This is a genomic window from Nonomuraea cavernae (genome assembly GCF_040655715.1).
GTDB classification, from domain to species: domain Bacteria; phylum Actinomycetota; class Actinomycetes; order Streptosporangiales; family Streptosporangiaceae; genus Nonomuraea; species Nonomuraea cavernae_A.
In genome coordinates this window covers 1-3,449 of the sequence record NZ_JBFAKL010000066.1, presented here as the reverse complement: position 1 = coordinate 3,449, position 3,449 = coordinate 1, and the positions used below count along the sequence as shown (strand labels likewise).

4 protein-coding genes are annotated in these 3,449 nt (G+C 65.3%); all 4 read right to left on the bottom strand.

Features of this window, described 5'->3' with window-relative positions; all coding sequences use genetic code 11:
- Positions 1-59: 59 nt before the first annotated feature.
- Complete coding sequence (locus tag AB0I38_RS40160; RefSeq protein WP_358496075.1) at positions 60-674, bottom strand: helix-turn-helix domain-containing protein; 615 nt, start codon at positions 672-674, stop codon at positions 60-62.
- The gene (locus AB0I38_RS40155; protein ID WP_358496069.1) at positions 674-1,498 is read right to left on the bottom strand and encodes an HAD family hydrolase; all 825 of its coding nucleotides are present in this window, start codon (positions 1,496-1,498) and stop codon (positions 674-676) included. Before AB0I38_RS40155 ends, AB0I38_RS40160 begins: the two co-directional genes overlap by 1 nt.
- A 187-nt stretch (positions 1,499-1,685) precedes the next feature.
- Positions 1,686-2,219 (bottom strand): flavoprotein, encoded by a 534-nt coding sequence (locus tag AB0I38_RS40150; protein ID WP_358496064.1) that lies wholly within the window; start codon positions 2,217-2,219, stop codon positions 1,686-1,688.
- Positions 2,216-3,449: helix-turn-helix domain-containing protein (locus AB0I38_RS40145; protein ID WP_358496061.1), on the bottom strand; the 1,234-nt coding region annotated here is incomplete at its 5' end. The genes AB0I38_RS40150 and AB0I38_RS40145, both read right to left, overlap by 4 nt.

The following is a 3,449-nucleotide window of genomic DNA, read 5'->3' as shown; positions in this document are numbered from 1 at the left end:
GGCAAGCTCGTCGAGCGGCCGGACGAGACGTCCCCAGAAGGGCGGCCATCCGTCGCTGCTTAAAGCTTTTGATCCACAGGTATTGACGATTGCTCCGCCGCCAGCAGCGGGTCCTCCACGAGCACAGAGGTCTGGCGCATCAGATCGATCAGCCGGGCCGACAGGTCCAGATAGCCGTACTTGTAGGCGACAGCGTCGGCCGCGCGGTACGAGGTGACCAGCAGCGGTGCGAGGGCAGACGCAGTCCGAAGCCCTCGGATGAGTTCCGCGATCAGGTCAGGAAGCGCGTAAGACAGTCGGACGTACTGGGATTCCAAGCGCCACCGGACCGCTTCGCGTGCGGCCGCCTGTAGTTCAGGCAGGGGACGCACTGGACCCTCGTCGGGAAAATCACAGGTCGTGATCACCTGGCGCAAGAGGGGGATCGTGCCGTGGACGCGACTGTCAGTGCGGTTGGTGCCGTGCAGAAGCCGGGAGGGATCGACACCAAGGGCCCCGGCGATGGCATCGAGGACGTGGTCGCCCGGGTTCCGACTTCCCTGTTCCAGCTTTCGGATCATGCTGAGCGAGACGTTCGCTGCCCGTGCGAGATCGCTTTGGGTCATACGGCGCGCGCAGCGTATCGTCGCGATGCGCGCTCCCGGGCCTGCGCTACTTGTCCTCACCGAGGGCATCAGCGCTCCATCCGGTCGTTCTCCAGGAGAGCCGGCAGGTCTGCGAGACCGTTGATTCGTAGGTCGGCGGGTACGGATGGGTCATCGCCCCATAGAAGTCCCCACGGCCCTCGTCGAATGAGGCAGGTGGCGAGGCCCGCCGCCTTGGCTGGAATGACATCGTTCACAGGATGATCGCCAACGTAGAGCGTTTCCCCGGGGGGCGCGCCAGCGAGCTTGATGACGCGATCGAAGAAGGCGGCATCCGGCTTGGCCACACCCCATTCCGCCGAGGTCGCGATTGCGTCCACGGGAAGGCGTAGTCCGCGCAGCAGATCACCAACCTGGGCCGTCTGGTTCCCGGCGACGCAGACGCGTAGACCCACGTCCCGTAGGGCTTGAAGCCCGTCCCGTACGTCGGGGTACAGGTCGGTGTCGTCCAGGTACTCACCCCGGCCGGCGTCTTCACGATCCCTGTACGCCGCCTGGAGATCGATGCCGGGGCGGATCATGCGGAGCGCTTCGGCGTTGTCCAAGCCCAGCGCCGTCACCGCGCCGACGAGCGCGGACATCGTGTGGCGGGGTACCCCGAGCCAGTCAGCCCACGACCCCCAGTATCGATCGTCGCGGACCAGCGTCTCGCCGATGTCGAGCACCACAGCCCTGACCACACCGGCAGCGTAAGCCACTTGACTGACATCATGCGGTCCTACGCTCTGGTGGTGGAGTTCAAGGACGCGGAGGCCGGAACCCTGGAGCGGGCGCAGATCGACGCGCTGGAGAAGCACAACAAGCGCGACGCGGCTTACAAAGGCCGTGTAGAGGGCCTGAAGCCCGTTCCACACCCCGGTGATGTCCTGAGGGATGCCCCGTATTTCGTATCCCGCAGTAACCCAGGAGCGCCGTTGCAATTGGTGGTGATAGGCGGAATGCAATCGGTGGGTCAGCCTGTGCTTTCACCTGGTAGAGGAGCAAAAAGGAAGCCGCCTGGCAGGCCATAGGACGACGGGAGCGCCTTGCGGCTAATGACGGTTACTGACGGGTGAGGCAGTCCAAGGCTCGTCCCCATGGGAAGAGGTGCAGGTAGCGGCTCCCAGTTCCCGGCTCGTGGAGGGGGTACACCTCCGGCCCGAACAGTACCTCGACTCCCCAGGATCGAAGCTTGCCTACGTGCTCCTGGAACGCGGGATGGGCGGCATGCGCCCGGTTCGTGAACGGCAACGCGACGATCGGTACCCGTTTGCCGATGGCCTCGACCAAGATGCCCAGCGCGAGTGTGTCGCACACAGCCAGCGCCCACTTGCTGATGGTGTTCACGGTGGCCGGCGCCACGATGATGGCGTCAGGCGAGGGAAGCACATCCGGCGTACCGGGCTCCTTGTAATCACTGCGTACGGGATGGCCGGTCAGGCGTTCAAGCGCAGAGGTATCGACGAACCGCCGCCCCATCGGGGTGGTCAGGAGGCATACCTCCCATGCTGCCCGCTGAGCCATCGTGATAAGCGTGCTCACCTCACGTGCCGGAGGCGCCCCACACGCGATCACGTAGAGAACGCGCCCGCTCATGCCTGTACCCCTGCACGAGTGGCCAGCCGTACGAGGTCTGAGGGCACTGGGCCACGAGCGCGGTGTACGAGGTCGGCAACGAGGGTCTGAGCGAGAGGTCGGCAGCGCACCTCGCGGGAGGCGACCCGCTCAGCCTCCAGCAGCGTCCGGATGGCCTCCTCACGGTGACCCCACTGGCTGTATCCTCGCGCCACATCCACCAGGAACGCGGCTTGGCGCTCACGGCGCATCCGCGCGACTGCGGTCGGATCAGCCGCGTTCGCGGCCTCGACCGCCAGGCCACCCTCACCGAGCACGACCAGAGCGGCGACCTCGTGGGCCGTGATATTGACCGAACCGAACGCGAGCCAGCAATGGTTTCTGCCTACGTCCACAAACTGAGCCGTCTCTCGCGCTTCCGAGATCAGATCTCGCACCGTGGAGTGTCTGCCCAGCGCCGCGGCGGCCATCGCCGCCTGCAACAGCACGTGCCCGTACAAGGCACGCCGCTCCTCATCGTTCGCCTCGACGCTCAGCCGATTCGCCAGGCCGTCAAGCATGTGCAGCGCAGGCTCCGCCCGGCCCATGGACAGCAGAGCGTTGGCGATCCGGAATCCGGCGGCAGCCAGGAGAGACAGGTCGCCGATCTGGCGGGCTGCCGCCATGCTCCTGTCTCCAGCCAGCCAAGACAGCGCGTGCTCCCCGAGCTTCCGCAGTGTGCTGGCCGTTATCTGATAGACCTCGGCCAGCAACCGGGCCGATTCTTCCGTTCCGAGCGCGGCATGAACGCTCTGCGCGTTCCCCAACGTCTCGGGTAGCACCTGGCTGATGACGTCGTAATCCGCCATCTCGAAAGCGTTCCACGCGTAGGCAACCTGACGGCGCAGCCGTCCGAGATCACCCGTTCCGCCATCGAGCGGATAGCGCTCCATCGCATCCCTGATGTGCTCGACCTGCGCATCGTCGATGCACAGGGTCGTGCTTCGAGTGGGCTCCTCACCGATCAAGGTCTGCAGGTCGACGTTCAACGCCTCACAGAGCGAGTCAAGAACGGAAAGCCGGTCGGCGTTCCGGGCTCCGGACTCCACCTTGCGCAGCCAACTGAGTGAACGTCCCAGCCGGTCGGCGAGAAGTTGCTGGGTCAGGCCACGCCTACTACGGCAGTCGTAGATCGTGATCTCTGTGGGGCAGTGCCCGTAACGCAGAACAGCCGCCCGGTGATCTTGATGTGTGACGATCAATGACCTTCGA

Coding starts and splice junctions, on each gene's coding strand:
- AB0I38_RS40160 (WP_358496075.1), bottom strand. CDS start 674: ATGCCCTCGGTGAGGACAAGTAGCGCAGGCCCGGGAGCGCGCATCGCG.
- AB0I38_RS40150 (WP_358496064.1), bottom strand. CDS start 2,219: ATGAGCGGGCGCGTTCTCTACGTGATCGCGTGTGGGGCGCCTCCGGCA.